Annotated in this window: 24 protein-coding genes; 17 read left to right on the forward strand and 7 right to left on the reverse strand. The window is 58.4% G+C overall.

What is annotated here, in order from left to right; genetic code table 11:
* Nucleotides 1-248 precede the first annotated feature (248 nt).
* The 4 genes from JUF21_RS10265 to JUF21_RS10280 all read left to right on the forward strand — a co-directional run bounded on the left by JUF21_RS10265 (nt 249) and on the right by JUF21_RS10280 (nt 2,379).
* Nucleotides 249-470, forward strand: coding sequence for a hypothetical protein (locus JUF21_RS10265; protein ID WP_082397761.1), 222 nt, complete (start codon nt 249-251; stop codon nt 468-470).
* A 92-nt stretch (nt 471-562) separates the two neighbouring features.
* Entirely contained in the window at nt 563-1,327 is a 765-nt protein-coding gene (locus JUF21_RS10270) for a class I SAM-dependent methyltransferase (protein WP_203624656.1), read from the forward strand.
* A complete protein-coding gene (locus JUF21_RS10275; protein ID WP_203624657.1) occupies nt 1,327-1,953 on the forward strand; it encodes a LysE/ArgO family amino acid transporter in 627 nt (208 codons plus the stop codon). Before JUF21_RS10270 ends, JUF21_RS10275 begins: the two co-directional genes overlap by 1 nt.
* A 15-nt stretch (nt 1,954-1,968) precedes the next feature.
* Nucleotides 1,969-2,379 carry a peptide deformylase gene (locus JUF21_RS10280; protein WP_203624658.1) on the forward strand — a complete coding sequence of 137 codons (411 nt, stop codon included), beginning with the start codon at nt 1,969-1,971 and terminating at the stop codon, nt 2,377-2,379.
* An 84-nt stretch (nt 2,380-2,463) separates the two neighbouring features.
* Here JUF21_RS10280 and JUF21_RS10285 read toward each other — a convergent pair whose 3' ends face one another.
* The 5 genes from JUF21_RS10285 to JUF21_RS10305 all read right to left on the reverse strand — a co-directional run bounded on the left by JUF21_RS10285 (nt 2,464) and on the right by JUF21_RS10305 (nt 6,929).
* Nucleotides 2,464-3,510 carry a DUF916 and DUF3324 domain-containing protein gene (locus tag JUF21_RS10285; protein ID WP_203624659.1) on the reverse strand — a complete coding sequence of 349 codons (1,047 nt, stop codon included), beginning with the start codon at nt 3,508-3,510 and terminating at the stop codon, nt 2,464-2,466.
* A 143-nt stretch (nt 3,511-3,653) separates the two neighbouring features.
* Nucleotides 3,654-4,802 (reverse strand): hypothetical protein, encoded by a 1,149-nt coding sequence (locus JUF21_RS10290; protein WP_203624660.1) that lies wholly within the window; start codon nt 4,800-4,802, stop codon nt 3,654-3,656.
* 1 nt (nt 4,803) lies between these two features.
* Nucleotides 4,804-5,181 (reverse strand): LPXTG cell wall anchor domain-containing protein, encoded by a 378-nt coding sequence (locus tag JUF21_RS10295; protein WP_203624661.1) that lies wholly within the window; start codon nt 5,179-5,181, stop codon nt 4,804-4,806.
* 85 nt (nt 5,182-5,266) lie between these two features.
* On the reverse strand, nt 5,267-5,893 hold the full coding sequence (locus JUF21_RS10300; RefSeq protein WP_203624662.1) for a WxL domain-containing protein: 627 nt from the start codon (nt 5,891-5,893) through the stop codon (nt 5,267-5,269).
* Between the two features lie 340 nt (nt 5,894-6,233).
* Nucleotides 6,234-6,929: a DUF554 domain-containing protein gene (locus JUF21_RS10305; protein ID WP_203664443.1), complete on the reverse strand. Its 696-nt coding sequence runs from the start codon at nt 6,927-6,929 to the stop codon at nt 6,234-6,236.
* A 122-nt stretch (nt 6,930-7,051) separates the two neighbouring features.
* Between JUF21_RS10305 and JUF21_RS10310 the strand changes: the two genes are divergently transcribed.
* The 5 genes from JUF21_RS10310 (at nt 7,052) to JUF21_RS10330 (ending at nt 11,168) form a co-directional block, all read left to right on the forward strand.
* On the forward strand, nt 7,052-7,882 hold the full coding sequence (locus JUF21_RS10310; protein WP_203664445.1) for a PfkB family carbohydrate kinase: 831 nt from the start codon (nt 7,052-7,054) through the stop codon (nt 7,880-7,882).
* 3 nt (nt 7,883-7,885) lie between these two features.
* A complete protein-coding gene (locus JUF21_RS10315) occupies nt 7,886-8,440 on the forward strand; it encodes an ECF transporter S component (RefSeq protein WP_239061402.1) in 555 nt (184 codons plus the stop codon).
* Between the two features lie 61 nt (nt 8,441-8,501).
* The gene (pepF, locus tag JUF21_RS10320) at nt 8,502-10,304 is read left to right on the forward strand and encodes an oligoendopeptidase F (protein WP_203624666.1); all 1,803 of its coding nucleotides are present in this window, start codon (nt 8,502-8,504) and stop codon (nt 10,302-10,304) included.
* A gap of 250 nt (nt 10,305-10,554) precedes the next feature.
* Nucleotides 10,555-10,860 carry a DNA-binding transcriptional regulator gene (locus JUF21_RS10325; protein ID WP_203624667.1) on the forward strand — a complete coding sequence of 102 codons (306 nt, stop codon included), beginning with the start codon at nt 10,555-10,557 and terminating at the stop codon, nt 10,858-10,860.
* 23 nt (nt 10,861-10,883) lie between these two features.
* Nucleotides 10,884-11,168 (forward strand): hypothetical protein, encoded by a 285-nt coding sequence (locus tag JUF21_RS10330; protein ID WP_203624668.1) that lies wholly within the window; start codon nt 10,884-10,886, stop codon nt 11,166-11,168.
* A gap of 84 nt (nt 11,169-11,252) precedes the next feature.
* Here the strand turns inward: JUF21_RS10330 and JUF21_RS10335 are convergent, their stop codons facing one another.
* On the reverse strand, nt 11,253-12,134 hold the full coding sequence (locus tag JUF21_RS10335) for a helix-turn-helix transcriptional regulator (RefSeq protein WP_203624669.1): 882 nt from the start codon (nt 12,132-12,134) through the stop codon (nt 11,253-11,255).
* Nucleotides 12,135-12,202: 68 nt separating this feature from the next.
* On the opposite strand from JUF21_RS10335, the gene JUF21_RS10340 reads away from it, so the two are divergent.
* The 6 genes from JUF21_RS10340 (at nt 12,203) to JUF21_RS10365 (ending at nt 18,654) form a co-directional block, all read left to right on the forward strand.
* Nucleotides 12,203-12,559: an ABC transporter ATP-binding protein gene (locus JUF21_RS10340; RefSeq protein WP_203664447.1), complete on the forward strand. Its 357-nt coding sequence runs from the start codon at nt 12,203-12,205 to the stop codon at nt 12,557-12,559.
* A 45-nt stretch (nt 12,560-12,604) separates the two neighbouring features.
* Nucleotides 12,605-13,786 (forward strand): ABC transporter ATP-binding protein, encoded by a 1,182-nt coding sequence (locus tag JUF21_RS10345; RefSeq protein ID WP_203664449.1) that lies wholly within the window; start codon nt 12,605-12,607, stop codon nt 13,784-13,786.
* A gap of 147 nt (nt 13,787-13,933) precedes the next feature.
* On the forward strand, nt 13,934-14,584 hold the full coding sequence (locus tag JUF21_RS10350) for a response regulator transcription factor (RefSeq protein ID WP_203664451.1): 651 nt from the start codon (nt 13,934-13,936) through the stop codon (nt 14,582-14,584).
* Complete coding sequence (locus JUF21_RS10355) at nt 14,571-15,563, forward strand: sensor histidine kinase KdpD (RefSeq protein ID WP_203664453.1); 993 nt, start codon at nt 14,571-14,573, stop codon at nt 15,561-15,563. The genes JUF21_RS10350 and JUF21_RS10355 overlap by 14 nt, the downstream gene beginning before the upstream one ends.
* A gap of 51 nt (nt 15,564-15,614) precedes the next feature.
* Entirely contained in the window at nt 15,615-16,280 is a 666-nt protein-coding gene (locus JUF21_RS10360) for an ABC transporter ATP-binding protein (protein ID WP_125755600.1), read from the forward strand.
* A gap of 4 nt (nt 16,281-16,284) precedes the next feature.
* Nucleotides 16,285-18,654: an ABC transporter permease gene (locus tag JUF21_RS10365; RefSeq protein WP_203664455.1), complete on the forward strand. Its 2,370-nt coding sequence runs from the start codon at nt 16,285-16,287 to the stop codon at nt 18,652-18,654.
* A 93-nt stretch (nt 18,655-18,747) separates the two neighbouring features.
* Here JUF21_RS10365 and JUF21_RS10370 read toward each other — a convergent pair whose 3' ends face one another.
* On the reverse strand, nt 18,748-19,266 hold the full coding sequence (locus JUF21_RS10370) for a GNAT family N-acetyltransferase (protein WP_203664457.1): 519 nt from the start codon (nt 19,264-19,266) through the stop codon (nt 18,748-18,750).
* A 395-nt stretch (nt 19,267-19,661) separates the two neighbouring features.
* Between JUF21_RS10370 and JUF21_RS10375 the strand changes: the two genes are divergently transcribed.
* Nucleotides 19,662-22,076 (forward strand): NAD(P)H-dependent oxidoreductase, encoded by a 2,415-nt coding sequence (locus JUF21_RS10375; RefSeq protein WP_239061451.1) that lies wholly within the window; start codon nt 19,662-19,664, stop codon nt 22,074-22,076.
* A gap of 324 nt (nt 22,077-22,400) precedes the next feature.
* A complete protein-coding gene (locus tag JUF21_RS10380; protein ID WP_239061452.1) occupies nt 22,401-22,502 on the forward strand; it encodes a hypothetical protein in 102 nt (33 codons plus the stop codon).
* Nucleotides 22,503-22,533 lie beyond the last annotated feature (31 nt).

The raw sequence follows: 22,533 nt of genomic DNA on the forward strand, positions 1-22,533 counted from the left end.
AACACCAAAGCAGCGCAGTCCCGTGTGAATCGTGGGATTGCGCTGCTTTTTTGAAATTCTATGAATAATCCAGGATATGGTTGGCTTATCCGGAGGCCCTGTCAATCGAAAAGTGCCCGCGCCGGGCAGTGATTTGTCAAGTATTAGCACTCGGAAAAATAAAGTGCTAGAAAGTTTAACACTTTTAGGTAAAAGTGTTCTATAATGAATTTGTTGTTAATCAAGACAAAAACATACGGAGGTATTAAATCATGGCAGTAGACCCAGAAAAGACTCTTGTACTCGACGAACCGATGAACGCAGTGTTTGACTGGAGCGATGAGGAAACCCCTGTCCGCGACGCGATCTGGGACGCTTATATGGAAGCGAACAACCACGACACGATCAAGACCGAAGAGCAGATGAAGCCGGTGCTTGACATGAGCGACGACGACGTCAAGGCCCTGGCCGAGAAGCTCCTGAAGAAGTAACTCAACCACACCGTCAAAATCAGCGGGCTGCCCAATGCAGCCCGCTTTTAATATGCTATGATTAACGCAACTAATTTTTCGCGGAGGCACTCATGGGTTATCAGGACATTAACGCAGACACGGTGGACGGCTGGGTGAAGGCCGGCTGGCGGTGGGGGCAGCCAATCAATCACCAGACCTACGTCAACGCGCAGCACGGCCAGTGGGACATTTTGCTCACCCCGACGCGACCGATGCCCCACGACTGGCTGTTTGCCGATATGCGCGGCAAAAAGGTGCTGGGCCTGGCGTCCGGTGGCGGTCAGCAGATGCCGCTTTTGGCGGCGATGGGCGCCGACGTGACGGTGCTCGACTACTCCAAGGCCCAGCTGCAAAGCGAGCGCATGCTGGCCGATCACGAAGGGTACGCCATCACGATCGTGCGCGCCGACATGACCCAGCCGCTGCCGTTTGCCGATGAGGCCTTTGACCTGATCATGCAGCCGGTGGCGAACTGCTACATTGAAGACGTGCTGCCGCTGTGGCGCGAGTGCTGCCGCATCCTGAAGCCCGGCGGCCGCCTGCTGGTGGGGATGGACAATGGCATCAACTACATCGTTGACGAGGACCGCGAAGAAAAAATCGTCCGGGGGCTGCCGTATAACCCGCTCAAAGACGCCAAGCTGATGGCGAGCATCGATACCAAGGAAGACGGCATTCAGTTTTCGCACACGCTGGACGAGCAGCTGCGCGGCCAGCTCCAGGCCGGCCTGTCGTTTAAAGATATGTACGAGGACTACAACGGCGAAGGCCGCCTCGACCAGCTGCGCATCCCGACCTTCTGGGCGAGTTTTGCCGAAAAACCGGCGGCGCGCTGATGCTGGCGGTGTACCTGCGCGCCTTCGTGATTGCGCTGGCGCTGGTGTCGTCGATCGGGATGCAGAACATTTTTGCGTTCAATAATGCGTTGAGCAATCCGCTGAAAAAGGCGCTGATCGTGCTGGGGTTCATCTGGCTGTTCGACACGCTGCTGTCGACCGTGGCGTTTCTGGGCTTTGGGTCGCTTTTGGCCAGCAATGAGGTCCTGCGCATTGGCGTGATGGGCATCGGCGGGGTGGTCGTGATCTGGACCGGTTGGGGCATTTTGCGCGGCGCCAACGCCGCCGCGTTTGGCAACAGCCAGCAGGAGCAAAGCCTGCGCCAGTGGTTCACCGGTGCCTTCGTGGTCTCGTTCGGTAATCCGCAGGCGCTGATCGACACCGGCGTGACGCTGGGGGCGCTGCGGGCGCCGTTGACCGGCGAGCAGGCCGTCGTCTTCCTGGGCGGCATTGTCTCCGCCAGCGCCGTGTGGTTCACGGTTATCACCCTCGCGCTGAACCTGCTGAAGGACCGGCTGCCGCGCCGGCTCATCATGTGGATCAACATTGTGTCCGGCATCATCGTGATGGGCTACGGCGTGAACCTGGTGTTCCAGGCCGCGCAGGCAATCCTCAAGGCCGTTTAGAAAAGGGGCAAGCAGATGATCAAACCAATTGAAAAAGACCAGCTTTTCTTGCAGCAAAAAGCAAAGCCGGCCACGCCTGCCGACCGCCAGGTGATGCAGGACCTCAAGGACACGCTGGCGGCCAACGCCACGCGCTGCGTCGGCATGGCCGCCAATATGATCGGCGTCGCCAAGCGCATCATCATCGTCCAAATGGGCCCGCTGCCGGTGGTCATGGTCAACCCGCAGATCACGGTCCAAAGCGGCCAGTACCAAACCACCGAAGGCTGCCTAAGCCTGGATGGGGAGCGGCCGACCACCCGGTATGAAAAGATCACCGTCCAGTATCAGGACGTGCAGTTTCAGCCCCACACCCAGCAGTTCACTGGCTTTGTCGCCCAAATCATTCAACACGAGGTCGCGCACTGCGAAGGCGTGCTGATCTGACGAACTGGCAACGTGAAAAATCCCTCAAATCTGGCAGTAGTGCCCAGATTCGAGGGATTTTGTTACTTGTGTGGGTGAACTTGCTTAAGCTGCCGGTGCCTGCCGACTGCGGCGCCGCCACCAGAACAGGCCGCCGGTTAGCGCAAGCAACGCCACGCCCCCCGCCGCGAGCCAAGGCCAGTTGCCACTGGTCGGACCGCTTGGCGGCGGTGTCAGACCCAGCGCTTGGTTCACCTTCTTGGCTTCTTTTTCCTTAATGGTGAAATGCTCGGTGAACTGCCAGTCCTGATCTGGAGTGGCGGCTGAGATTTTCACCGTGTAGTCGCCGGCCTTGAGTTCCTTTTTGGCTGGCACGGTCAGCGGCAGCACGGAATTTGGTGCCATTGACCAGTCGCTGACGGTGCGCTCCAGCGTCGGCTTGTCTTCCCCTTTGCGCGTGACCGTCACCGTCGCTTTGAGATTATCGATGTAAATGGGCGCGATGTTGCGCAGGTTGACGATGACGCCGCCGTTCGCGTTACCCTTTTCGGTGCCGGCCGCGACGGTGCCAAGCTTGAGGTCCGGCTTGGTCAGCACCACCGCATCGGCGTTGGTCTGGAGCTGAACGCCCATGACCATGGCGAAGCGGTTGCTCAGACTGATCCCTTCGCCAGCCTCGGTGGGCTCGCTGACGCTTTGGTCGAGTACGTAAATCGCCCCCAGCTTGACGCCGTCGAAGCCTTCCGCCGGGACCTGAAGCGGCACCGTCACCAGCTGGCTGCCGCCGGCGGGGATGCGCACGCTTTGTTCCGGCTGGCTGCTCATGCTGGTGAGCGGCACCGTCAGGGAACTGTCGACTTGACCTTTCGGTTCGTAGCCGATTTCACCGTTGCCCTGACTAAAGGCGTTGGTCAAGGAGACGGTGAAATCCTTTGCACTAGCGCTGGTGTTTTCAATGGTCACCTGCAGCGGGCGCGATTGCCCGGGCTGAACGAGCAGGTTGAAATAGTCGGTGGTGCCATTGATTTGATCTTGGCCCAGCTGCGGGGTGACGGTGAAATCTGCCCCGGCGGCCTGCACGAGTTGGTGGTGGCCAAACGCGAGGCAGACGCCGAGCGTCAGCGCACCAAGGAGGAGTCGTAAGGTTTTCATTGGCATGTCTCCTGACTTATGAGAATGAGTAGAAAATACTTTGGTTTACTAATTTAATTGTATTAAGGTGGCGGCGAATGGTGCAACTTTGAACCCTTCACCATAATCAAAAAGCAGGGCATAGCGCCCTGCCGTGGTGCCAGTTAGTGCGCGTTCGTCAGTGTCCAGGTGATCTCCGCGGCTTTTTCGCCGGCGGTGATGCCGCGGAACTGATTGATGATCAGCTTGCTATTCGTCAGCTGATAGGTGTTGCTCTTGCCGTCAGCGATGGTCAGCGGCGTCGCATCGTCGCGCAAGGTGATCGCCTTGTTGCCGATGCTGAACTGCAGCGCGACGTTGCCGGCTTGATAGCCTTGGCCCAACTTGAAACTGGTCATGCTAGCGGTGACGCGGCCAGCCTCGTGCGTGTTTTTCACGGCCATGGTGCTGTTGGCAGTGTTCAGCGTCACTTGGCCCAGCGCGATGTCGCGAACCGAAGTCTGGCCAAAATTAAACCCTGGCACGGTCAGCGAAACCTGGTGGCGCGGCTTGGTCAAGTGTTTGCTGGTGGTGGCGTGGTGGCTGCCCACGAAGAAATTACCAGTGGCAAGGTTTTGCCGACCTTGGTCGTTTTTCGCAATCAGCGGCACGTCGACAGTGGCTTGGCCGCGAGTCGGGATCTGAATCTGACCGAGCTTGAACTCGTTCAGGTTACTGGTCTGAATCTGCCGGTTGGCCCCATTGACCTGAATCGTGACCCGCCCGTTCTCGGCTGCGAGCTGGTAGTCGGCGGGAATTGCAAATTCCGCTTGCAGCCTGCTCCAGTCAATATTCTGTGAGGAGCCGCGGTCAAAGGAGTAGCGCATCACGACCCGGTCGCCCACGTTCACGGTGGTGCCGATTGGCTGGCTGGCATTCCAACTGGTGCCTAGGCGGGCATCGCTGGTAGCCTTGCCTTGCCAGTTTTCGCGAACCGGTTCGACCGCTTCTGCGGGCGTTTCGGCCTCGGGGGCAGCCGCTTCAGGAGCAGCCGTCTCAGGTGCCGGGGTGGCGGACTGATCTGGTGTTTCTGCCGGCGCCGCAGGTTCAGGTGCTGCAGCCTCAGGGGCTGGGACCGCCACGCTTGGCTGTTCGGCCGAAGCGTCCGCTGCCGATGCAGTTTCTGTTGTGTCCGTCTCTGCCAGTGCGGTGTCGACGGGTGAGGTTGTCGCTGGTGTGAGATCATCGATCGCCAGGACCGGGCTGATGCTGGAAAGCGGCATCGCAAGCGCGCAAGCCAGGGTCACCAGGGACAGAATTTTCTTTTGCCGCATATTAACCCTTCTTTCTATTGCGCGTGGTCACGCTGGCCGCTGCGATCGCGCCCAGCACCATCAGTCCGGCGGCAATGAGCACGACGCTTGAATGGCTGCCAGCTTGCGGCAGGGCCTCGTTCTCATTTTTGGTTGGGTGATCAACCGGTTCCGGCGTCGGATCGCCCGGCTCCTTGTCGGTTGGATCCACGACGGCGCCTTCTTCAGGTTCCTTGTCTTCCTCGCCAGGGTCGGGCTCTTCGATCGTATCGTCGATGACCCTGACGGTGGCATTGCTGTCTAGGCTTTGAGTGCTATCCGCGGCGAGTGCCGGCGAAGCGCTTGCGAGCATCAGCGCGGCGGCCAAGGCAGCGAGCCAGCTGAGAGTGGCTTTTATCAAGTTCGATCCCTCCTTTGCCAAAGAAAAAGCCGATGACACCATGCCATCGGCTCACAGTCAAGGCTGTGACTGTGGTGAAATGAGATTAGCGAGCGTTGGTAAGGGACCAGGTGATCGTGCCAGAGTAGTCACCGGCAGCGGCTTTCGCTTGCTTGCCAATGTTCATCTTTGCGTCCACCAAGTACTTGCCCTCGCCAAAGCCATGGGCGCGATTAGTGGTCTTAAGCAGTGTTTCTGTGTGGCCGCTGCCTGCGTTCAACTTAACCCCACCGCCAAGCATGCCAGGCATGTCGTGATTATTATTCTTGTTGGTCAGGGTCATGCGAATGTTGGTGTTAGACAGCTTTGTGCCATTTTTCTGAGCCAAGTCGCTCAACGATGCACGAAGCTTCCAGCCGCTGTCGGTGCCACGGAAGTCTTCTAACTGAACTGTTGCTCCCATGCGGTTGTTCAGATCCGTCTTCGTCTCTGCTTGAGTAGCTAACTGCTTGACTGTTACGGACTTGAAGTTGAGGTCCGGCACCTGGATGAGTTTTAGCTTCCCAGCCATTACTTTAACAGTGGCTTTAGAAGTCTTAGTATCCTGTACTAATTGAGGCTGGCCCTTTGCTGGTTCTACATCAACCGTGTCTGCCAGCACCGGTGCGCCGGTCCCTAAACCCATCGCAACGAGCGGGAGAACTAAAGCAGAAGTGAATAAACCTTTCTTCATGAAAAAACTACCTCCTGTAGTGTTGTGAGTGACAGTGACATTACTAGCTTACGTAAATAATCATAACGAGATAATTCACATGTCAGCAACTCAGAACCCTCGAAAAATTTAAAATAATTATAGTTATCATAAAGAATACCGGTATAAAAGGTTTTCAAAACGTTCAATAAATATAAAAATGCTTGTTATTTTAGCTAAAAGTGCCGCATATAAACGACTGTGAATGAAAAAATAGGGCCGAATCAAAAAAATAGTTGGCGGCCGCCAACTATTATGGTTCATGGATTAAATTAGGCGCTTAATATTGTGCAGTGACACGCATGCAGGCCTGAACAATGCTTCAGGAAAAATGGCTCCACAGCGCAAGCACGCCGAAGAACAAGGGCGGGATGGCCAGCGCAGGCAGCAGGTTCAGCGTCTTGATTTTGGCCAGGCCGAGGAGGTTGACGCCAGACGCGAAAATTAAGACGCCGCCGACGATTGAAATCTCGGTGAGCAGGGCGGAAGAAATCGCGCCGCGCAGCAGCAGCGCAATCAGGTAAATGCCGCCTTGCCAGCACAGCAGTACCGGCGCGGCCAGCATGATGCCAATACCGAAGGTCGAGGCGAGGACCATCGAGGTGATCAGATCCAGCGTGCCGTTGGTAAACAGGAAGGTGTAGTCCTGTTTGAGCGCGGCCTCCATGGGCCCGACAATTGACAGGGTGCCGATGCAAAATAGCAGGATCGCGGTGGATAGGCCTTCGCTCAGGTTCGAGCCGCTTTTGCTGGCGCTGCTCAGCAGGTGGTTGAAGCGGCCGTCCAGGTCGAGGCCGCTGCCGATGAGGACGCCAAGCGCCATGCTGGCGATAAAGAGGACAGGGTAATGAGATTGCGGCATTTTCTGAATCGACGTATTGATGCCGAGCATCATGACGGCCAGGCCCATCGCCGTCATCAGTGCGTGGTGCGCAGAATTCGGAATGCCGCGCTTAAACAGCGCCCCCACGGAACTGCCAATGATGATCATCGTGACGTTAAACAGCGTGCCAATCATAGTCTCGCCTCCACATATTAAGTTCGATTATACCTTAATTAGGCGGCGAACAGATTTTCAGAAAAAGAACTCGGTCCCTCGCCAAAAAGCTGGTATGATTGGCTCCTAGGAGGTGGGGTGCCTTGACACAACCACAGGTGATCATCAGCGAAGATTTGTCCGGGGTCGGGCAGGTGTCGCTTGGCGTGGCGCTGCCGTTGCTGGCGGCCCTGGGCTTCAACTGCGCGGTCCTGCCGACTGCTTATCTCTCAACGCACACCGGCGGCCTCGGCCGGCCCGTGGTCACTGACCTCGCCGCGCAAATCGCGCCCACGTCGGCGCACTGGAAGACCCTGCCGCTGCAGCCCCAAGGCGTTCTGCTCGGTTACTTAGGCAAAGCGGCGCTGGCGGCCTGGCAGCAGGTCTTGCCCGACTGGCAGGCCGCGCCGGTGCGGCTGCTTGACCCGGCCATGGCCGATGGCGGCAAGCTCTATGCGGGCTTTGACGCCGCGTACGTGGCGGCGATGCGGGAGCTGATCCCACAGGCGTCCGTCATGACGCCGAACCTAACGGAAGCACAGCTGCTGTTGGGCCAGGAGCCGGATCTAGCGCCGCGGTCCGATGAAGGAGCGGCTGAGTTGGCGACCCAACTGGTCAAAACATTTGGCGTTCAAGTGCTGGTCACGGGGATTCCGTTGCTAGATGGGTCACTCGCGGTGGCCGGCTGCACCGACGCGGCCGCTCCGGCCTGGCTGAACCGCAACCAGCGCCTGCCTGGCCATTACTTTGGCACCGGGGACCTGTTTGCCGCGGTCGTCTGCGGGGCGCTGATGCGCGGTCAGACCCTGCAGCACGCCGCCATTTTAGGGGCCAATTTTGTCGCCCGGGCCATTCAGCAGACTGACGACCCGCGGCTGGGGCTGAATTTTGCCGCTGGGCTGCCGTGGCTGAGCCGAGAATTGGAGGAGTTATAAATGATGAGTGATCGCACGTTACGCACGCGTAAACTAATTTTTACCGCGTTATTCGCTGCTATTATTTACATTGGCATCTGGGTGCTGCGGATTCCGCTGCCGGCAATCGTCGGCCGGCCGTTCATCCACTTCGGCAATCCGCTGATGATCCTGGCCATTATTTTTCTCGGCGGGGGCTGGGGCTTTGTCGCCGGGGCGATTGGCCTCGGCGGTTTCGACGTGCTGAACGGGTACGCCGCAACGTCTTGGCTGACGGTCAGTGAGGTCGCCGTGATGGCGATCGTTGTCACGCTGCTGGTGCGGGCCGTGAACCTGAAAAACCATCCCGGCCGCATTGTCGCCATCGGCATCATCGCTGGCTTCACCAAGGTGGTCACCTCTTACTTGGTCGGCGTGGTCGAGGCCCTGATGGTCGGTACGTCGTTCCACGTGGCGGTCGGTGCCGCGTTTGCGAGTCTGCTGGCGGCGGTGATCAACGCCGTGGCGACCGCGTTCATCGTGCCGATCCTATACCTGGCGCTGCACACCATTTTTGCCCGCCTTCTCGCCCGGCGGTAGTGGCGGCCGAGCTTAAGTGCTACCATAAAGGAATCAATTAACAGGGAAAAGGGGAGTTATGATGGCAGAGCAGATTCAGCGCGCTGATGCGCCAGTTGAGTTGACCTGGAATTTGAAGGATTTGTTTGCGACCCCAGCGGACTTTGACGCGGGGATCAAGGCCGCAGGTGCCGCTACGGCCAAGCTGACCGGTCAGGCGAAGAGCTTCACCGCCGACGCCGCCCACTTCTATGAGGTGATCCGCAGCTACTTTGAGGCGCAGGAACGCCTCGACCGCCTGGGCTTATATGCGGAGCTGGCCGTGTCGCAGGACACCACAGACCCGGCGGCCGCGCAGCTGGCGGCCACTTTTAACCAAACGCAAAGCAGCTTTGACGCGCAGCTGTCCTGGTTCGAGCCGGCCATTGTCGCAATGCCGGACAGCCAGGTGACGGCGTTTACGGAAGCCGAGCCGCGGCTTAAGCAGTACACTCACGCCTTGGCGCGCATCCGCACCCAGGTCGGGCACGTGCTGACCCCAGACCAGGAAAGCCTGCTGGCCAGTTTTGGCACGACTTTTGACAGTGCCGAGGACATCGAATCGACGCTGGACGACGCGGATCTGACTTATGGCGACATTGACTACGAAGGGAAAACGCAGCCGCTGACCAAGGGCCTGCGCCGCGTTATTTTGGAGAACGGCGACGCCAAGACGCGTGAGCAGGCGACGCGCCAGTTCGCCAAGGCTTACTACGACCACCGCTACACCTTTGCCGCGACCATGCAGGCGCACATGCACACGCAAAACACCTTGGCCCGCGTTCGCCACTACAAGAGTGCGCGCGACATGGACCTGTCCGCTAACCAGATCCCCGAGGCCGTGTACGACACGCTGCTCGATCAGACGCATGCCCACCTCGACCTGCTGCACCGCTACTACGCGCTGCGCAAGCGGGTGCTGGGGCTGGACACGCTGCACACCTGGGACCTGGCGATTCCTTTGACCGGGACCAAGCCGCCGTTTGCGCCGACCTACGAGGAAGCCAAGGCGACTGACCTGGCCGCGCTGGCGCCATTGGGTGAAGACTACCAGGCTCACCTGAAGGATGAGTTTGCCCACCGCTGGGTCGATGTGCTGGAAACTAAGGGTAAGACCTCCGGCGGCTTCGAAAATGTCGCGTATGGCGTGCACCCGTACATTCTGCTGAACTGGACGGACACTTACGACGCCATGAGCACGCTGGCCCATGAATCCGGCCACGCGATGCAAAGTGTCTACGCCAACGAAAGCCAGCCGTACTGGGACCATGAGTACCCGATCTTCACCGCGGAAATTGCGTCGACCACCAACGAAAGCCTGCTCAACGCGTACATGCTCGACCAGACCAAGGGCGACCATGACAAACAGGTCTACCTTTTGACGACGGCGGTCGAGGACTTCATCGGTACGGTTTACCGCCAGTCTCAGTTCGCCGAGTTTGAAAAGTACATGTACGAAACCGAGGCGGCCGGCACGCCGCTGACCGCGGACGACCTCAGCGCCAAGTACCACGAGATCGAGATGACCTTTTACGGGCCGGATGTTGAAGCCAACCCATGGCCGGAAGCATACTGGGCCTACATTCCGCATTTTTATTACAACTACTACATGTACCAGTACTCGACCTCCAAGGCGATTGCGACCACGCTGGCCAATCGCATCCTGACGGAAGGCACGCCGGCGGTCGCGGCGTACAAGGAATTCCTGCGCGCCGGCAACTCCGACACGCCGGTCAACATCCTTAAGCGCGCCGGCATCGACGTCACCAAGCCCGACTACCTGGAGGCGGCGTTTGCGACCTTCCAGAGCCAGCTTGAGGCGCTGGAAGCGGCGCTGGAGAAGTAAGTTTGAGTCAAAAAAACGGGTCTCACCGGCACTAGCAATTACAGCGGGGTGGGACCCGTTTTTGGTATAGCTTAGCAGCGCATGGTACTATATCATCGTATAAGCTTCCGAAAAGTGGCAGGATGCGGGTTAGCTACTGGGTGGTCACACCGAGGGCGATTGCTTTATTCGACGTTTGACGCTATCAGATCAAGAGAGAAGTGTTTTTGTGAGATTGCTCCGTCTACTACACAATAAGGGGTTTTAGATTATGGCAGACGAAGCCACTTTAATGCAGAGTTTGAAGGCACTCGAGAAGTACGCTAACGGCGATGACAGCGAAGTGATCGTTAAACATGCCAAATTTGCGAATCCGCCGAAGTATAGTCCTGAGCAAATTAAGCAAATTCGCAGCAAGATTCCCGCTACGCAACGCGTGCTTGCCCGTGGCCTGGCCGTTTCTCCCCGGACGGTTGAGGCCTGGGAAACTGGTCGGTCGAAGCCGAGCGGCAGTTCACGGCGGCTTTTGGAACTCATTGACAAGGATCCGGCAGTCTTTAAGCTAATCATGGCCTAGAGGGGCATTGGGGGACATACGTGATGGAAGATTTATTGGGCTGCCTGCTGGAACCGCTATTGGAGCTGATCCTACTCCCACAGTTTGACGCAGGGCATCGCCGGCGCGCCCTGATCCAGCTCATCATTGCGGTGCTGGTTGATGGTGCGGGCACGGCTTTGGGCGGTTGGCTGACGTGGCAGATGATGCGCGATCGCGATTGGGGCCTGCTGATTGTCGGGCTGATTTTGCTCGTGCTCTTTGGCGGCTTACTGATCCAGACGCTGAGGCGATACGTCAAGATGCAGGTTGAGCGGAAACGCAGTTAAGCCAGCCCCAGACTGACTTGTTAAAAAAGCGGATGGCATCAGTGCTGAGACAATCAGCCTGGTGCTATCCACTTTTATATACTGCTAGTAAATCGACCTGTAATCGGCCAATGACCGGTGTTGGAGCGCCTTCGCTAGCCCGGGATAATCGTTTTGACGAAGGTCTTCCGGCAGTTTTTCCTGACTGCGGGCGAGCGCGCCCAACTCGGCAGGGGTCCATTGAGCATGCTTACCGAACGCGGTGAGCACGTGCCGTCGATTGTCGATCAGTGCGTCGGCCATAGCTGGCGCGCCGATAGCCCTTAGTCCGGCAATCAAATCATCAGTCTTCTGGTAAGCCGCGCCTTCGCCTTGCGGAACTGCACTGACCAAGGCAGTTAAAAACCTTAACTGAATCTGTTCGATCAGGTCCGTCGGCGCAATTCTAGTTAACCGGCTCAGATACGTGTGGGCCATCGTGGTATCCGCGTGAAATAGCGCGTAGTAAAGCGCCCCAATGCAAAACGAACTCGCCACGGTGTTGAATTCCTGGCGGCTTTGGTGGTCCTGAAGGTGTCGCCACACATTCTCGTAAAGACTGGTCGCAAGTGCCGGGTCAAAATGGCCCAGCAGCGTTGAAAGTTCCTGAATCTCGCTTAAAGTGAGCGGCGTTTTGCCGGTCACGTACTCGCTGATCGCATCAGTCTCGGCAGTTGTCAGCGGCCAGTCTGCCCATTGCGCACGTTTGGCCAATGCGGCTTTGAGCACTGGTGGCTGCGCCGGCGTCGGCACAAATGGCTGCAGCTCTGCCAGCGGGAGTGCCAAGCGTGACATGATAGTGAACAGCCGCTCGGCCTGAATGTCATTATCGCCGGCTTCAAACCGCACCGCCTGCCGCTCGCTGAGTAGGCCTTCATACAGGGTGTGTTGGGTGAGATGGTGTGTCAACCGCAGCTGACGAATAAACGGACCGATTCTTCCTGCCATTTTTGGCACCTCCTGAAGTTTCCCTCAGTGTAGCAAATATACTGAGCAAGAAAAAGGAGGCGAGCACGATGTGGCACTTAATTGGCGAGCTGATCAGGCCCAACCGGAAACCATTTATTTTGCAAACGCTATTTAGTGTGTTTGCGGCCCTGGATGGAATCGCGGGACCCTATTTTCTGGGTCGGTTTACGGATCAACTGACCGCCAAAGCATTTTCTGCTAGTTTCATGACGTTGGCATTGTGGGGTGGCGCGCTGCTCGCGATCAACGCTGCCTCTGGCGGTCAAAGCTACTTTGCTGGGCGATTTCGGCAGGGGGTCAATGTTCAGCTGCGCAATCGCGTGGTGGCGCGCGCCTATGCGCCGGGCCAGCAAACTGACCAGGCTAGCTCATACACGGCTGAGGCGCTTGTGGACGTGAAGTAGATCGAGCAGGATTTCGTCAAAAGCCTGACGGGGATCCTGTACTGTTTGTTACAAGGCGGCCTGACACTCGCTTTTTTGTTGCAGGTGAACTGGCAACTGGGCTTAGTGTTTGTTGTGCTGGGTTTTCTGCCCACCATTGTGCCCAAGCTAACTGGTCGGTGGTTAAAAAACGGGACTCAGTTGTGGCAGCGAGCCAACGACCGATACACGAGCGGCTTGACTGATACCCTTAACGCGCGGCCGTTGTTTCGTCATTATCAGTTGGTGGTGCAGGGGCTGGGCCGGCTTTCCGGGATGCTTAAGCACAACGAAGCGGCGAATTTCACGATGAACATGCGGCAGCAGTGGGCGTCGCTATTCGTCAGCGCCCTGTACACCATCACGACGACAGGGTCACTGGCGGTTGGCGTGGTGGCAGTGATGCACGGGCAGCTCACGATTGGGCTGCTGCTGACGCTCAACGGTGCCGCGGATCGCGTGGTGTCGCCAATGATTGCCAGCGTCACTTACTACAATCATCTGACTTCCAGTGAGCCGCTGCTTCAAAAAATCCTGCGGCCGGTTGATGTCACTGTGCCAAAGCTGCACTATAGTGCCAACCAGCATCCGCTGATTCAACTTCAAGGAGTTGCGGTCGGCTTTGACTCGCCGATCATGCGGCCAATCAATTTGGGAATCACGCCGGGAACTAGGCTCCTCATTCAGGGCCCGTCGGGGGTCGGTAAGTCTACACTGGTGCAGGTGTTACTGCACGACCGACAGCCATTGAGTGGTCAGGTCGTTTATAATGCCCGGCTTGCACCTGAGCCCCTAGCGACGATGGCGGTCGTTCATCAGCAGCCCTTTATTTTTGCGGACACCCTGGCGTATAACCTGACTTTGGGCCGCTCAGTCAGCGAGGAAAAAATGTTCAGGCTCCTGCGTCAGGTGGGGCTGGCCCAATACGCCACGGCTGCGGGACTAAGCATGAAGCTGGGCAGCGACGGCCATCAGCTGTCCGGCGGCGAGGAAAAAAGGCTGGAGCTGGCTCGCGCGTTGGCTGAGCCAAAAACGCTGCTCGTGGTCGACGAGGCGCTATCCGGTTTAGATGCGACTGCTGCTGCCGAGGTCAATCAGCTGATTCTGAACTATCCCGGTGCGGTGATCGACATTGAGCACCATGCAACGCCAACGATGAAGGCGCGGTACAGTCAGGTGCTGGACCTGACGCAGTATGCGATTAGCTAAGCAGAGAGCTGAATCTGACCGGTAGAAAAACATCGCGGCTTGTCGGGGTTCTAAGCCGCGGTGCACGCGACCCGAAATTGTATTCAAGGTTGGCAAGGCTTACAATTCGATTAACGTACGGTAATCTGGCTGACTGGGGGAGTGGCAATGCAGCTGCTAATTATTGAGGATGAGCCGGCCCTGCGGCAAAGTATGGTAAGCTTTTTTGCCGCGCAGTATCGTGTGACCGAGGCGGGTACACTTGGCGAAGCCAGTCAGGCGGTCGCAGCAGGTCCGGACACAATTATTTTGGACCTCACGCTGCCGGATGGGGATGGGCTAGCGTGGCTGCGTACCTGGCGGCCGCACCTGACGGCGAAAGTACTGGTGCTCACGGCAAACGATCAGGAGCAGGCTGAACTAGCTGGGTTGCAGCTGGCCGATGACTTTGTGGTCAAGCCCGTCAGTTTGGCGGTGTTGTCAGCTCGGCTGGGCAAGTTTTGGCCTGACGCGCCGGTGCGGCTCGGCGATGTCACAGTCAACCTGGTGAGCGGCCGCGTAACGAAAGTAGGCGTCCCCGTTGCGCTTGCGGCGACAGAGTGGCGGCTCTTAAAATATTTGGTGCAGCACCGCGGCCAGCTGGTCAGTCGGGAGCAGCTGATCGCCGCATTGTGGGATGTACGCGAGGCCTTTGTGGCCGACAACACGCTGACGGTGACCATCAAGCGGCTGCGTGAAAAGCTTGAGACGAAACCGACTGCGCCGCAGCTGATTCGAACCATCCGGGGAGTGGGGTATTTTCTCAATGACCAAACCTGAAGTGCGCAGCATCACAGAATTGGCAGGCGTCCTAGCCTTGATCCTAACGCTGACTTGTGGCGCGCTGGCGTGGCTGAGTCCAAACTTGGGACTTGGCCTTTTTGGCGTCTGGTTACTTGGGGCGAGTGCCATCGCATTTTTTTCTTGGCGATGGTGCCGCATGATCCGGCAGCGGCTGGCCGCAATTGAGGATCAGCTTCGCAGCGCCCGCTTGGGTCAGGCGGCCTACCAGATGACACTCAACGACGAGGGCGCGTTCTCGACACTTCACAACGAGCTGTTTCACTATGCCCGCCAGACTGAGGCGCTGCGTGAGGATTTGCAGCGCGACCGCGATCAGCTGACGGTGGCCATCACGGACATCGCCCATCAGCTGCGGACGCCCATTGCCACGGCGACGAACCTGAGTGAGCTGCTGACGAGTGCGAATGCGGCGGCAACGCGAGAAGAACTCTTGGTTCAGAATCACCGCCTTGCGCAACTGGTCGAGCAGCTGATCTTACTGGCGAAGGTGGACACGCATACGCTGAGTCAGCGCCGCACCCCGGTTAGCCTGGACACGCTGCTGCGGGCCAGTCTGGCGCCGCTTTTACCGGTGGTGGCCGACCGGCACGTGACGATGAAGTGGCAGGTCGCCCCTGACCTGACCGTCAACGTGAACCAACGGCTGATGCAAGAGGCGCTGATCAACTTATTCAAAAACACCTTCGAGCACGCTCCGGCGGATTCCCTTGTGACGGTGACGGCGGCAGCGACGGCAATCTCGACCATCGTGACCATCACCAATGAGGGCCCGGCCATTCCCGAAGCGGATCTGCCCCATCTGTTTGAGCGGTTTTATCGCGGCAGCCAAAGCGCGCCGAACAACCTGGGTGTTGGCTTGGCGATTGCCCAGGGCATCATTGCGGCGGGGGATGGCCGCCTGACCGTAGGCAACGAGGCGAATGGCGTCAGCATGCGGGTCGAATGGTTCCACTAGTCACTCTCTTGTCACTTTCGCAGGGTAGTCTTCAAGCTGGAGGTGAGGACGATGGCAATTCTGACTGCCACGAACTTAGTCAAAAAATACCCTGGGGAGGATCAGGCCGCGCTGGATAACGTCAGCCTGAGCATTGAGCCGGGTGAATTTACCGCGGTCGTGGGCCCGTCTGGCTCCGGCAAGTCGACCCTGTTGCACCTGCTGGGCGGCGTGGATCGCCCGACCAGCGGCACGGTGCAGCTCTACGACACTGACTTGTATCAGCTTAACGAGACCCAACTGGCGATTTTTCGCCGGCGCCAAGTCGGGCTGATTTATCAGTTCTACAATTTGATTCCCAGCCTGACGGTGGCCGAGAACATCACCCTGCCCACCGAACTGGACGGCAAAACGGTCCCCGAGGAGCGCCTCAACGCGCTGCTGATCCAGCTGGGCTTGGCAGCGAAAAAGGACAGTTTGCCAGGGCAGCTGTCCGGTGGTCAGCAGCAGCGCGTGGCGATCGGCCGCGCCTTGATCAACCAGCCGGCAATCGTGTTAGCCGATGAGCCGACTGGTAATCTGGACCAGCGCAACTCCCAAGAAATCATGCGGCTGTTGCACGCGGCCAACGTTCAGCAGGGTCAGACCATCATTGTGATCACGCATGATCCGCAAGTCGCCGCCCAGGCCAAGCGGGTGCTTACCATCACCGACGGCCGCCTGACAGAAGGGGCGTGAGCAGATGGGGATCATCACCAAACTCAGCTGGCGCAGCTTAAGAACCGAACGGGGCCGCACCCTGATGACGATCGGCGCGATGACCATTGCGGCGACGCTCATGGTCGCGTCGCTGGTCGGGCTGCGCAGCCTGCAGACGACTCTGTATCACCTTGAGCTCAGCAACACCGGCGGCATGGTGGCCAACTTTCCGGCTGGCCCTGCCAGCACGGTCAAGCGGCTCGCGGCGAATCCGGCCTTTGTCAAAACCCTGCGCTATCAGGTGAATGGCAAGACAATCGTGGCCGGAAAAACGTACACCAAGATCACTGCCTCATTGCCTACGACTAGCCTCGCAATGCGCGACCGCAAACAGCTGAAACCGCTGCTGTACAGTGGGCGCCTGCCGCGTCATGCCGATGAAGTCCTGGTGTCCGCTGAGCTGATCAGCAAAAAGCGGCAGGTGGGCCAGCGGCTGCCCATCACCATCGCCGGGCGGACGGCCCATTACCGAATCGTGGGGACGGTATCGCCGTACAGTCAGACCTATTTTCCGACGACTGGCGTGGTGCGGCTGGTCCCTCAGCTGACGGGCAACCAAGCGCTGGCCGTGCTGACTAAGTCCCCGGTCAACCTGCGCCATCGGCTCGGGGCACTGGCGGCTGCCAATGGGTTGAACCCCAAGCAAGTGACCTATAACACTTTGGCCCTGTCAGTCATGGGGGAAGCAAACCAGTCGCGCAGTGTCAGAACCATTCTGGCGGTGCTCGTTATCATCTTGGCGATTATTGGGGCCGTGTCTTTGACCCTGATTTACACCAGCATTAATCTCAGCGTAAAGGCACACCGTCAGCATTACGGCCTTCTGCGCTCACTGGGGACCACGCCGAAGCAGTTGCGGCATCTGGTGTACTGGCAGGGGGTCACGCTTGCCGTGCCCGCCTTGGTGCTGGGCGGGGTGCTTGGCATCGGCGGCCTGAGTCTGACGTTTCATTTGCTTAACCGCATGATGCACCGCAGTGAGCTGCCGCTGTCCTTAGTGCTGACGGTCGACTGGCTGCCGCTGGTGATTGCGGCGGCATTCCTGCTTCTTGTCACCTTGCTCGCGGCGGCCCGGCCGGCTTTTCGGGCCAGCCGCGTGACGCCGATTGCCGCGATTCGTGCCCTGGAACCTAAGCCCAAGTTGGCCAAGCGCAAGCTGAAAAGCACCTGGCTGATGAAGCACATCAAGCAGCCGCTTTTGCTGCTGGCAGCCAAGTTCAGCCGCCGGCAAGCCGGACGAGGCACCATGCTGGTGACGTTGACCATCACAGTGATGCTTTTTGTCGGCCTGACCGGCTTTGTTGGTAACATTTGGCGCAATTTTGCCGCGCCGGAAAATGCCGATATTATTGCCGAAATTACTGGCCAGGGGGATCAAACGCAGGCGGCGAAGCGTCTGTTGCACCAGACTGAGGGCATCAAGTCAGGCCTGGTGGTTCAAACCGCTGACTTGGTGATCAATGGTTCAGGGCCAAATGACGGCGAGGTCGTTAAGGTCGCTGTGGTGGGGGACCGTGTGGCCCAGGGCACTTTTGCCGGCCGTCCCACCTTACTGAACACGAAGACCCAGGTTGGAACGGGGAGTCAAGCCCGCGAGCGATGGTTCATCAAAGTGAAATCTGGTCAGCGCTTGACGCTTCTATCGGGTCAGGCGTCCGCCCGCAAAGCAGGTCAGCGAATTCGCGTAGAGGTCAAGCCGTTAGCCACTCAGGCACAGTTTAAGCTGTTTGAGACATACGGCTACCCGCTCTTGATCTTATCCGCCACTGACTATCACCGCTGGCAAAAAACACTCGCGGTCGCGCCCGGTGATTTAAGGACAACGCTCATGGCCAAGTTAGCACGCCCATCGGCGCATACCGCGCTGGTTCAGGCCATTAAGACGCGGTTTGGCAAGGTGCAGGTGACTGATATTGTCGCGGACAATCAACAAGCCGCCGCAGTGACAACGGCGGTTAAGGTGGGGGCGTATGGCTTCATCACGCTCATTGCCCTGGTCAGTTTGGCGACGGTCATCAATCACACTTTCGCCAATTTACTAGAACAGCGCCGCGGACTGGCGATGCTGCAGTCCATCGGGACCACCCCAAAGCAGCTGGTGCTGATGCAAACGGCCCAGTATGGGCAGCTGTTCGTGCAAGGTTGGCTGCTGGGTAGTGCCCTGGGGATCGGGCTGGCCTGGCTGCTATATCAAGCAATGTCGATCGGGGCCGTTGGGGTCCACCTGATCTGGCCGCTGCCGCAAATTGCGGTGGTGGCACTTGCCCTGGCAGTCATCGGCTTGGTCTTTGGTGCGGTGACGTGGCGGATGCTGGCCAAACAGGATATCGATCAGTTGATCCGCGCGGAATGAGTGGCGCTGATTCAAAAGACGCCGGCTCCTTGACTGGAGGCGGCGTCTTTGCGGTTCCACCTTCTGGTTGGGTGACGGTGAACCATCTTCCTGTCAGCGGTGAGGCTTAGGGATGCGCACGTAATTTTCCTTCTCGTCGCGGTCCACCACGCGCCCGCCGTTATTAAGCATGACCTGCAGAGAGGTGAGATTGGTGCGGGCACACGACAAGTAAATCTCGGTTTCTGCCGCCGGCATCAGGCGGGCGCAGGCCTTGATCGCCAGCGCGAGCCCGCGGGTGCCGTAGCCCTGGCCGCGAAATTGCGGCAAGATGCCGTAGCCGATGTGGCCGGCGCCGTGGCGGAGCCGGTCATTCAAGCGGTGGCGGACTTTAAACAGCCCGATCAGCTGGTCGTCGTCCCAGAGAAAAAAGTACGTGTCCGGCACGCGGCCGATTGCCGGACCGAGCCCCTGGGCACTGAGCAGCCGTTCCGGAATGGCTGTCTCGACAAATTCCTGAAAAGTGATGTCCTGGTACGGCACCTCAAAGCCATTTTCCTCCGGCATGGTCTGAAAAAACCGGTATTCAGCTTCCGCGTCCTGCGGATTTAATGCGCGCAATGAGATCGTCATAGGCTCACCTCGAAAATGATTACGCCAAGGATAGCACAACGGCCGAGCTGGGAGTTTTTCTTGCGACAAAAAATAGCGGTTGCTTGGCTGAGTGCCAGACAGTAGCCAGCTTCTGACATGAGGTCTCCGCGATGCGGAGGCCTTTTTTTGGACCCGATTGGCTCGCCTTGGGCCTGCCGTCCTGCCACCAAGCAGTTGTGTATCAATTCACATCCGAGAAGTGCAAATGCTTTCGGGACGTCAAGACAGGGGAATATAATTTAGCTGTTAAGTGGTTGAGAAGGTTTTGTGAATGGCTCGGCACGCCTGACCGTCACCGTTTATGCGGGGTCAGCCGGGTAGGCGTTGAGCGACTGGGGGCCGCGCCATTCGGTGAGTGTGAGGAGGTAAGCTTAGTGAAGTTGTTAGCAATCGTTGGCAATAATGCCAGCGTGTCGTACAACCGGAAGCTGCTGGCATACATGCAGCAGCGTTACGCCGGACAGGCTGCGATCAAGTGTCAGGAGATTCGCGACCTGCCGCTGTTTAACGAGGATCTGCTGCACCAGTTTCCGGCCAGCGTGAAGGCGCTGATCGCCAATGTGGAAGCCGCTGATGGCATCATCATTGCGACGCCGGAGTACGATCATTCGATGACGGCCAGTCTCAAAAGCGCGATCGAGTGGTTGTCGTCCAGTTACCATTCGCTGGCCGGCAAGCCGGTCATGATCGTCGGCGCGTCTTACGGCCTCCAGGGCACGGTGCGGGCCCAGATGGATCTGCGCCACGTCTTGGACGCGCCGGGCGTTGAGGCGTGCGTCATGCCGGGGTGCGAGTTTATGCTGCCGAACTGCCAGACGGCATTTGATAAGCAAGGCGCGTTGACCGACGCCAAGACCGTTAAATTTTTGGATCAGTGTTTCGACAAGTTTCTGGCATTCATTCGCATGATCGGGCAGGCGCCCAAGGAGGAGAAAGACATGAGTCAAGGGAAAACGATCAATTGGGATGCCACCTATGACGTGGTCGTGCTGGGGTTCGGCGGTGCCGGCGCCACGGCGGCCCGCTTTGCCGCGGATGCCGGGGCCAAGGTGCTGCTGGTCGATTCCGCGCCGGAAGGCCACGAAGGCGGCAACACGCGCTACGCCGGCCAGCTGGTCGGGTCCGGGGAGGATTTTGATCAGCTGAAGGCTTACTACAAGAAAATGTCCGAGCCGATAGACCTGGATGAAGACATGATCGACACCTACGTCGACGGCATGGTCAACATGCGCGACTACCTGAAGCGGTACCTGGGCGTCGAGCCGTTCAGTGTGGCGCACGACTGGGATCACAGCAAGGTCGACCTCACCGGCATGGTGCACGAGTACCCGGAATACCCCGGCAGCGATTCCTATGACATGCTGCTGGTCCACAACGGGTTCCTGGATGCCCAGCTGTGGAAGGTGCTGAAAAAGCAGGTCACCGACCGCGCCAAGGCGATCGATGTCTGGTACAGCTCACCGGTCGAGCACTTGCTGCAGGCCGAAGACGGCACGGTGATCGGCGCGCAAATCGAAACCGACCACATCCTGAAAAACATCCGCGCGGTCAATGGGGTCGTCCTCGCCACCGGCGGCTTTGAAAACAACCGGAAAATGGTCCAGGACTACCTCGGCGTCGCGCACCTCGCCCCGGTTGGTTCCATGTACAACAAGGGCATCGGCATCAAGCTGGGCGAGGAAGTCGGCGCCCAGATGTGGCACATGCAAAACTACGAATCAATCGGCCTGCTGCACGGCCTGACCCTGGCCACCAAGCCTGGCGAGCGCGGCCTGCTGCTGCAGCGCTGGCCGCACATTGCAGACGGCAGCGTCTTTGTCGCCGGCGATGACGGCAGCCGCTACTTCAACGAAGCCGAGGCCAACCGCCACGGGCACATCTACTACCACGGCGACTGGAAGGTGCCAGTGGCCAACGACCACCCGCACCTGATTTTTGACGCGACGCAAATGGCCGCATTCAAGCAGGCCGGCGTCACCGGCGTCGACCTCGATGCCGTGGCAATCAAAGCGGATTCGTTGGCCGATCTGGCCAAGCTGATCGGGGCCGACCCGCAGATCCTGACCAAGACCGGCGAAAACTTTGCCCACTTCATTGAACTTGGCGAGGATTACGCGTATGGCCGCGACCCGGCGACGATGCGGGCGTTCGACGACGGCCCGTACTACGCCATCGCGCTGGAGCAAATCATGCTGAACACGCAGGGCGGCCCGCAGCGCAACACCCGCGCCGAGGTCCTGGATCCGGCCAACCAGCCGATCCCGAACCTGTATTCCGCCGGTGAACTTGGCGGGATCAACGTCAATAACTACCAAGGCGGCAACAACATCGCCGAGTGCCTGATCTGGGGCAAAATTGCCGGCGAGAATGCGGCCCGGCCAAAAGGCGCCGCACAGGCTGCGACAGCTAACCAGCCGGCGGCAGCCACTCCGGACGCGTCGACAAGCGCCTCTGAGCACCATGCGACCTCCAGCGTCACCGCGTATTCGCAGACCACCGCAACTGACTATCCGGTCGGCCCTGATCAGTATATTGGGGTGAGCGACAACGGCATGGGCGACCGCCTAGTGGTGCGCGTGACCTACAAGGATGACAAGATTCAAGACGTCGAAGTTCTGCAGCAAAGCGAAAGCGGGGATGTCGGTTTGAAGGCCATCCACGAGCTGCCGGCCAAAATGGTGGCGGCCAACACGCCAGAAATCGATGCCGTGTCAGGCGCATCGGTGACCAGCAACGCGTTGAAGGAAGCGGTGGCACAGGCAGTTGCCAAAGCTAAGGGAGAAAAATAGCGGTCTCAAGTTTTTATCCAAAAATGGGCTTTGGGAAAATCACTTGAATCATTAAAGGTGTTGCCTCTTCTGGCAGCACCTTTTTCGATGGTGGCTATGCTTTAGTGCGCAAATTGCGTCTGTCGCCGTTGGTGGACTATGCGGCCACTTTTGATGGACCAGCTTGATGGCAATCGGTCACTTGCCCACCCGATTTGACAATAGTTTGCTGCATGTCAAAATTATTTGGTACTCTGAGAGGGCAATCTCCACTAATCTCAACTTAAGGAGTGATGAAAGATGATTATTGGCGAACAGCTGCGAAACGCTCGGACCAAATCTGGCATGTCCCTAGAATCATTGGCCGAGGTCATGGGCGTCAGTCGACAGACGATTTCTAACTCCTCAATTTTCAAGTCAAGTGCAACGATGATAACGAATTCTTGATAGTGGTCTAGGCTGTTACGCCATGCATCGG

Origin of the sequence: Lacticaseibacillus sp. 53-4, from assembly GCF_016861805.1 — a bacterium.
Classification (GTDB): Bacteria; Bacillota; Bacilli; order Lactobacillales; family Lactobacillaceae; genus Lacticaseibacillus.

Coding starts and splice junctions, on each gene's coding strand:
- JUF21_RS10270 (WP_203624656.1), top strand. CDS start 563: ATGGGTTATCAGGACATTAACGCAGACACGGTGGACGGCTGGGTGAAG.
- JUF21_RS10275 (WP_203624657.1), top strand. CDS start 1,327: ATGCTGGCGGTGTACCTGCGCGCCTTCGTGATTGCGCTGGCGCTGGTG.
- JUF21_RS10280 (WP_203624658.1), top strand. CDS start 1,969: ATGATCAAACCAATTGAAAAAGACCAGCTTTTCTTGCAGCAAAAAGCA.
- JUF21_RS10285 (WP_203624659.1), bottom strand. CDS start 3,510: ATGAAAACCTTACGACTCCTCCTTGGTGCGCTGACGCTCGGCGTCTGC.
- JUF21_RS10290 (WP_203624660.1), bottom strand. CDS start 4,802: ATGCGGCAAAAGAAAATTCTGTCCCTGGTGACCCTGGCTTGCGCGCTT.
- JUF21_RS10300 (WP_203624662.1), bottom strand. CDS start 5,893: ATGAAGAAAGGTTTATTCACTTCTGCTTTAGTTCTCCCGCTCGTTGCG.
- JUF21_RS10305 (WP_203664443.1), bottom strand. CDS start 6,929: ATGATTGGCACGCTGTTTAACGTCACGATGATCATCATTGGCAGTTCC.
- JUF21_RS10315 (WP_239061402.1), top strand. CDS start 7,886: ATGAGTGATCGCACGTTACGCACGCGTAAACTAATTTTTACCGCGTTA.
- pepF (WP_203624666.1), top strand. CDS start 8,502: ATGGCAGAGCAGATTCAGCGCGCTGATGCGCCAGTTGAGTTGACCTGG.
- JUF21_RS10325 (WP_203624667.1), top strand. CDS start 10,555: ATGGCAGACGAAGCCACTTTAATGCAGAGTTTGAAGGCACTCGAGAAG.
- JUF21_RS10330 (WP_203624668.1), top strand. CDS start 10,884: ATGGAAGATTTATTGGGCTGCCTGCTGGAACCGCTATTGGAGCTGATC.
- JUF21_RS10335 (WP_203624669.1), bottom strand. CDS start 12,134: ATGGCAGGAAGAATCGGTCCGTTTATTCGTCAGCTGCGGTTGACACAC.
- JUF21_RS10340 (WP_203664447.1), top strand. CDS start 12,203: ATGTGGCACTTAATTGGCGAGCTGATCAGGCCCAACCGGAAACCATTT.
- JUF21_RS10350 (WP_203664451.1), top strand. CDS start 13,934: ATGCAGCTGCTAATTATTGAGGATGAGCCGGCCCTGCGGCAAAGTATG.
- JUF21_RS10355 (WP_203664453.1), top strand. CDS start 14,571: ATGACCAAACCTGAAGTGCGCAGCATCACAGAATTGGCAGGCGTCCTA.
- JUF21_RS10360 (WP_125755600.1), top strand. CDS start 15,615: ATGGCAATTCTGACTGCCACGAACTTAGTCAAAAAATACCCTGGGGAG.
- JUF21_RS10365 (WP_203664455.1), top strand. CDS start 16,285: ATGGGGATCATCACCAAACTCAGCTGGCGCAGCTTAAGAACCGAACGG.
- JUF21_RS10370 (WP_203664457.1), bottom strand. CDS start 19,266: ATGACGATCTCATTGCGCGCATTAAATCCGCAGGACGCGGAAGCTGAA.
- JUF21_RS10380 (WP_239061452.1), top strand. CDS start 22,401: ATGTCCCTAGAATCATTGGCCGAGGTCATGGGCGTCAGTCGACAGACG.